At 71.2% G+C, this 6,497-nt stretch carries 5 protein-coding genes and 1 pseudogene; 2 read left to right on the top strand and 4 right to left on the bottom strand.

Going from position 1 to position 6,497, the window contains the following annotated elements:
- Both ACOJUF_RS23085 and ACOJUF_RS23090 read right to left on the bottom strand, forming a co-directional pair.
- Nucleotides 1-222, bottom strand: a pseudogene (locus tag ACOJUF_RS23085) (hypothetical protein); the annotation flags it as partial.
- 565 nt (nt 223-787) lie between these two features.
- Nucleotides 788-1,039 (bottom strand): SHOCT domain-containing protein, encoded by a 252-nt coding sequence (locus ACOJUF_RS23090; RefSeq protein ID WP_420124156.1) that lies wholly within the window; start codon nt 1,037-1,039, stop codon nt 788-790.
- A 485-nt stretch (nt 1,040-1,524) separates the two neighbouring features.
- Here ACOJUF_RS23090 and ACOJUF_RS23095 point away from each other — a divergent pair, with 485 nt between their 5' ends.
- Nucleotides 1,525-2,184 carry a 3-oxoacid CoA-transferase subunit A gene (locus ACOJUF_RS23095; protein WP_420124157.1) on the top strand — a complete coding sequence of 220 codons (660 nt, stop codon included), beginning with the start codon at nt 1,525-1,527 and terminating at the stop codon, nt 2,182-2,184.
- Nucleotides 2,181-2,870, top strand: coding sequence for a 3-oxoacid CoA-transferase subunit B (locus tag ACOJUF_RS23100; RefSeq protein WP_420124158.1), 690 nt, complete (start codon nt 2,181-2,183; stop codon nt 2,868-2,870). The genes ACOJUF_RS23095 and ACOJUF_RS23100 overlap by 4 nt, the downstream gene beginning before the upstream one ends.
- Nucleotides 2,871-2,888: 18 nt before the next feature.
- Here the strand turns inward: ACOJUF_RS23100 and ACOJUF_RS23105 are convergent, their stop codons facing one another.
- Complete coding sequence (locus ACOJUF_RS23105; protein WP_420124159.1) at nt 2,889-4,772, bottom strand: alkyl/aryl-sulfatase; 1,884 nt, start codon at nt 4,770-4,772, stop codon at nt 2,889-2,891.
- Between the two features lie 493 nt (nt 4,773-5,265).
- Complete coding sequence (locus ACOJUF_RS23110) at nt 5,266-6,207, bottom strand: DUF1254 domain-containing protein (RefSeq protein WP_420124160.1); 942 nt, start codon at nt 6,205-6,207, stop codon at nt 5,266-5,268.
- Nucleotides 6,208-6,497: the final 290 nt, after the last annotated feature.

The raw sequence follows: 6,497 nt of genomic DNA on the forward strand, positions 1-6,497 counted from the left end.
CGCGATCGTGGTGGACAGGTTGACCGACATTCCCTCCTGGGTGGCCGACGTGGTCGCGGTGAAGGTCGTCCCGGCGGCGCTGGCGGCCGGCGCCGCGAGCAGGCTGCCGCCGATCATCGCGGCGGTCGCGGCGGCGACCAGACCGGTCCAGCGCCGGGCGCGCGGCCGGCGCGGGCGGGCGGCGGCGATCGATCCGACGGCGGAGACAGATTCGGTGATCATGATGCGTCCCTTCGGGGCAAGCTCTGGGTGTCGGCTTCTCGCTGCTGATACAGAAAGTAGCCAGGCGCCTACGCTTCGAACATGACCACGACGTCCTGTCTTGCGTTGGGGTGAATGCGTTCCTCTCTTTGGGGTAGTTAGGTGACAATGAGTCGGGTGAGCCACGATCAGCTAGTGCATCTGGCTCATGACCAACGGGCAGGGCCGGCGTCGGCGCGCCTACCGGGGCAGGGAAAGGCCACGGCGCCAGGGTGTTTCGGTCGGGCAGGGCCGAGCGTCGTCGTCCGGCCGGACCGGCGCGGTGGGCCGGGTGGAGCCGGCCCGCGAGGCGCGCGGTCCTGGCGCGGACCGGTGAGAATTGATCGCTCCGACGCGCCCACACCGTGAGATCCGCTGCCACAGGCGATCTCCGGAGGCCGGCCGGCCGTCCCGCTATCGCGGCAGCAACGCCGATCCCGATCGCCTGAAGATCATCATAGCGAAGATCAAGAGAGGTGGCACACCACGACCCTACCCCGAACGGCGCAATCAGCGCAGGTAGCGACGTCGACGGGCCTGATCAGGCTCAGCCGCCCAGGGCCTGGACCCGCTCCCGGTACTCCTGGGTGTCGAGCTCGCCACGCGCGTAGCGCTCGTCGAGAATCTGCCGCGCCGGCGGCGTCGAGCCCGGCGTCATGACGGGTGCCGAGGCGCGCCGGGTGGTGGTCATCATGATCGCCCAGACGAGGCCGGTGATCACCACCAGCCCGCCGACGAGCAGGGCGGCTCCCCACATCCACATCCAGCCGCTCATGCCATCCGGGTCGTACCAGTCCATCACGACCGACCACCTCGATCCGTCAGCGGGCGGCTAGCCCGCGGTCCGGCCGGCGCCGGGGCGCCGTGCCTGCCCATGGTCACCCCGCCGGACGGTCCGCGGGCAGGGCCGATGGTCCCCAGCGACGGGGTCGACCCGGCCGCGCCTGGCGGCGACCGATCTGGCGGTGCCGCGCCGCCGGTCCGGCGACTGTGGTCGGGTCCGATCCTCACGTCCGCGCGATCCCGCAGCCGAGACTTCTGTTGACCGGCTGCGTGTCCTAGCGTCGGTTCGGTGACGGATTGCTTCGTGTTCGCGCCCGGGCGGCAGTCGATCGGCCGTTCCGGCGGCGGGCCCTCCGGACCACGACCCGACGACCCGGCCGCCCCGCCGGTCCGCCGGACGCCCGATCCGGTGGGTCGGGGGATCGACCAGGTCGCCCTGGCTCCGGCCGGCCGGCCGGACGGGACCGTCGGCGCGGGCACACGCTTGCCGTGGGTCATGGCATGACCGCGATCATCTGCACCGACCCCGACCAGGCCGTGGCCGGCATCGCCGACGGATCGACCGTGCTCGTCGGGGGGTTCGGCATGGCCGGGATGCCCTCGCACCTGATCGACGCGCTGATCCGCCAGGGCGCCGGTGAGTTGACCGTGGTGTCCAACAACGCCGGCAACGGCGACGCCGGATTGGCCGCGTTGCTGGCCGCCGGTCGGGTCCGGAAGATGATCTGCTCGTTCCCCCGGCAGTCCGACTCCTGGGTGTTCGACGGCCTGTACCGGGCCGGACGGATCGAGCTGGAGGTGGTGCCGCAGGGCACGCTGGCCGAGCGGATGCGCGCAGCCGGCGCCGGTCTCGGCGGCTTCTGGTCCCCGACCGGGGTGGGCACGCTGCTGGCGGAGGGGAAGGAGACCCGCACGATCGACGGCCGAACCTACGTTCTCGAGTTCCCGTTGCGCGGCGACGTGGCGCTGATCGCTGCCGACCGGGCCGATCGGATGGGCAATCTGGTGTACCGCAAGACCGCCCGGAACTTCGGGCCCGTCATGGCCACCGCGGCCACGACCGTGATCGCTCAGGTCCGGCAGGTCGTGCCCACCGGTGCGCTGGATCCGGAGGCCGTCGTGACCCCGAGCATCTTCGTCGACCGGGTGGTGGCCGGATGATCGAGCCGCAGCGACCGGCGGCGATCCGAGCCGTCCCGCGGACCGCCGACCGACCGTTGAGCACACGGGAGGTGGCCGCGGAGATCGCCCGCGACATTCCGCCAGGGGCGTACGTGAATCTCGGCATCGGCCAGCCGACGCTGGTGGCCGAGCACCTGACCCCGGAGTCGGGTGTGGTGCTGCACACCGAGAACGGCATGCTCAACATGGGTCCGGCCGCCGTCGGCGACGGGATCGACCCCGACCTGATCAACGCCGGGAAGGTCCCGGTCACCGAGCTCCCCGGCTGCTCCTACTTCCATCACGCCGACTCGTTCGCGATGATGCGCGGCGGGCATCTGGACATCTGCGTGCTCGGAGCCTTCCAGGTCTCGGCCGGTGGCGATCTGGCCAACTGGCACACCGGGGCGCCCGACGCCATCCCGGCCGTCGGCGGCGCCATGGACCTGGCCATCGGCGCGAAGCAGGTGTTCGTGGTGATGTCCCTGTTCACCAGGGACGGCAGCCCGAAACTGGTGCCCCGATGCACCTACCCGCTCACCGGTCCGGGGTGCGTCGACCGGATCTACACCGACCTCGGCGTCTTCGACATCACCCCGGCCGGAGTGCGGGTCCGTCGGACATTCGGGTGTTCGGTCACCGACCTCGCGGCCCGGTTGGAGGTCGAGCTCCTCGGCGCGGGGTGAGCCCGGTCGGTCCGGCCGCTACGGGGTGACGATGGCGAAGTCCTGGTCGCCCGGATCGAGCAGGGCCGCCAGCCGGGCCAGCACCGATGCGTCGCCGGTCACCTGCACCTGCGACCCGTCCGCGACGCCGCGCACCACCGCGGGCAGCGCGGCCCGGGTGGTGGTGACCGTGGCGTCGGCGTCGACCCGCTGCGGGGCGGTGCTGTACGTCAGCACCCCGTTGGCCAGGCGCAGCCGGTAGCGCGCCGCGTCGTCGGTGAGCACCACGTCGATCGCGAGCTTCTCGTCGAACGCGGCCGGACCGTCGATCTGGATGGCGATCGCGTCGAACAGCATGTCCGGGCTCAACTGGCCGATCAGGTCCGGCGAGTCCGACGTGGTCGGCGTACCGAACCGGCCGTCCCGCAACTCGGTCGCACCGGAGAGGAAGAAGTTGCGCCAGGTGCCGTTCTCCGATCCGTACCCGAGCTGCTCGTAGGTGTCGGCCAGCAGGTCCCGGGCCGCCGCATGGTCGGGCTCGGCGAACACCACGTGGTTGACGACCTCGGCCACCCACCGGAAGTCCCCGGCCGCGAACGCCGACCGGGCCCTGGTCACCACCGCGTCCGCGCCACCCATGAAATCGACGTAGCGCTTGGCTTTCTCCACCGGCGGGTGCTCCCACAGATGGGCCGGGTTCCCGTCGAACCAGCCGAGGTAGCGCTGGTAGACCGCCTTGACGTTGTGGCTCACGGAGCCGTAGTAGCCGTGGGTGTGCCAGGCCCGCTCCAGGGCCGGCGGCAGGACCAGGACCTCGGCGATCTCGGGCCCGGTCAGTCCCTTGTTCATCAACCGGAGCGTCTGGTCGTGCAGGTAGGCGTACAGGTCGCGCTGCAGCGACAGGAACTCGACGATCCGTTCGTTGCCCCAGGTCGGCCAGTGGTGGGAGGCGAAGGCGACCTCGACGTCGCCACCGAACAGGTCGATCGCCTCGGTCAGGTAGCCCGCCCAGCCGTGCGGGTCGCGGACGACCGCCCCGCGCAGGGTCAGCAGGTTGTGCAGGTTGTGGGTGGCGTCCTCGGCCGTGCACAGCGCCTTGAAGTCCGGGAGCCAGATGAGCAGTTCGGCCGGAGCCTCGGTGTTCGGGGCCATCTGGAACACCATCCGCACGCCGTCGATCGTCACCTCCTGGCCGGTCGTGGTGATCAGATCGGTCGGTGGGATGAGGGTGACGGTGCCGGTCGAGAGGGTCTGGCCCAGACCCGCGCCGACCTGGCCCCGCGGTCCGCGGGCCCGGGCGGCGCCGTACATGTACCCCGCCCTCCGCGCCATGGCCGTTCCCGCGTAGACGTTCTCGGCGATCGCATGCTCGGCGAAGCCCTCCGGGGCGAGGATGCGCACCGCGCCCGCGTCGACGTCGGCCTGGTCGACGAACCCCCGGACGCCGCCGAAGTGGTCCGCGTGGGAGTGGGTGTAGATCACGGCCTTGATCGGGCGGTCCCCACGGTGCCGGCGGTACAGATCCCAGGCGGCCGCACCGGTCTCGGCGGTGAGCAGGGTGTCGATGACGACGACCCCCTCGTCGCCCTCGATGAAGCTGGTGTTGGCCAGGTCCAGCCCGCGCACCTGGTAGATGCCCGGCACGACCTCGAACAGGCCACCGGCGGCGACCAGCCGCGACTGGCGCCACAGACTCGGGTTGACCGTGTCCGGTGCGGTCCGGGCGTCGGGTCCGGCCAGGAAGTCGTACGTCGAGCTGTCCCACACCACGGTGCCCGAGCCGTCGACGACCGGGCCGTCCAGGGGCGCGATCAGGCCGCGCGCGACGTCGTCGAAGTCCCGGGTGTCGGCGAACGGCAGCTGATCCAGCAGCGCGGCGTGCTGGTGGACGACGCTCGGGCTCGCCGGATGTGACGGTGACATGTCGGACAGCATGCCGTGCGGCCCGTCCCGGGTTCGAGGTCCGGCCTCACCCCGTTCGGATGAGGTCGAGCGGTCGACCCGCTGGCGGCCCCGACCGGTCCGGACCGGTTCAGAGGATGTCGATGGTGAGGACCGGCGGTCGGGCCCTCCGGCCGCCCTCCGGGGCCGTCCCGTCCGCAGGACGTCGCCGACGCGGAGGCGGTGCATGAAGCCCGATCCGCCCCGTCCGGTGGGGGAGCGCACGACACTGATGGTGATCGACGATCCGTCGTGGTTCGACGACACCACCGAAGAGGAGCGGATGTCGGCGTGATCTCCGAGATCGCCTTCCTGCTCCGGAGCGACATCGCGGCGCCGGCCACGGTCACCTCCGTGCTGGCCGCAACCGAACCGGTGATGGGTCACCCGGCCGTTCGTCGGCCTCGGAGCCATCGAGGTCGTGGGCGGCTGACAACGACGTCCACCCGCCGCCCCTGCCGCCAGGCCGGTGGGTTCAGGGTTGCCCGGCCTTCCCGGCGCCGATCGTCGGGAAGGACCAGGTTCCGTGGAGCACCTCCGGGCGCGGCCGGTACAGCCGGACGAGGTAGTTCCACCCCTCCGGGACCGGGATCGAGTTGCGGGCCGGGTCCCCGTCCCCGCCGAACCGCACGACGACGCTGCCGTCGACCTCTCGCGCGGCGGTGATGCTGTTGATCGTGTACGCATCGGCGGCGTTGGGTTCGAAGTAGCCGGCGGCGTTGTACACCGAGATCGACCAGAAGCCGTCGACCAGCACCTCACCGGGGATGCGCAACTCGTGATCCCCGATCGGCAGATCGGGGGACACTCCGACGTAGGTCGCCTCGGTGTCGGGTAGCCCGCCCCAGCCGGCGGCGGCACCGACCAGGTGACGGACCGGGTCGACCTCGCCGCGCCGGCCGAAGCTGCGGGCGAAGTCGTCCATGTCGTGCGCCAGCTCGAGCAGCGCGGTGCGGGTCCGGTCGAACGTGACCGGGTCGTAGTCGGGCATCCGGAAGGAGCGGGCCGATGCGGCCGTGAGCCGGAGCCCGTCCTGGATGGTCGCCACCCTGGCCACGTCGCCCGGGTCGCGCGGGTCCACCAGGATCCGCGCCGCAACCAGGACGTAGTCCGTGTCGAACTCCTCGACCGTGAGCTGGTAGGTGCCCGGGTCATGGAACACCCGATTGATGAAGTGATCCCGGTTGACGATCATCACCGACAGGTAGCGACCGGCGGCGTCCGGGACGGTGAGCGTCGCGCCTGCCGAGATGTCGGCGATGGCAAAGCTGTAGAGCGTGTCCCGGTTCATCCGGATCACCGTCTGCTGATCGACCGCGGCCGGAACGCGATTGTGCTCGAACGTGTTCACCCCGCCCGCGTTCACCTGGAGCCCGGCAAACATGCGATCGGTCTCCGCTCGCACGAAGGTGTCCACGTTCACTCTCGTCGGCGTGACCCCGGCATCCTATGGTGCCGGCCCGTCCGGTGGCCGGTCGCGACGAGCACCGTCGAGGGTGCCGCCGCAGTGGGCGTCGTCCGCTCGGCGGGGCCGGTCAGTCGCCGGCCGCCGTCAGCAGTGGGAGGAGTAGCCGGGAGTCGGCGAAGATCTCGTTGACGGCACTCGTGCCGACCGGTGTGTGGCGGAAGTTCATGATCGCGGGGCGGTCGTCCGGTTGGTCGTCGGAGGTCAGGACCAGCCGGATCCGGTGGCCGGCCCGGAACCGG

The sequence above is a fragment of the Nakamurella sp. genome, from assembly GCF_048594475.1.
In the GTDB taxonomy this organism is placed as follows: domain Bacteria; phylum Actinomycetota; class Actinomycetes; order Mycobacteriales; family Nakamurellaceae; genus Nakamurella.

Excerpts from the sequence above, each read along its gene's own strand:
- ACOJUF_RS23090 (WP_420124156.1), bottom strand. The coding sequence starts at position 1,039 with ATGGACTGGTACGACCCGGATGGCATGAGCGGCTGGATGTGGATGTGG.
- ACOJUF_RS23095 (WP_420124157.1), top strand. The coding sequence starts at position 1,525 with ATGACCGCGATCATCTGCACCGACCCCGACCAGGCCGTGGCCGGCATC.
- ACOJUF_RS23100 (WP_420124158.1), top strand. The coding sequence starts at position 2,181 with ATGATCGAGCCGCAGCGACCGGCGGCGATCCGAGCCGTCCCGCGGACC.
- ACOJUF_RS23105 (WP_420124159.1), bottom strand. The coding sequence starts at position 4,772 with ATGTCACCGTCACATCCGGCGAGCCCGAGCGTCGTCCACCAGCACGCC.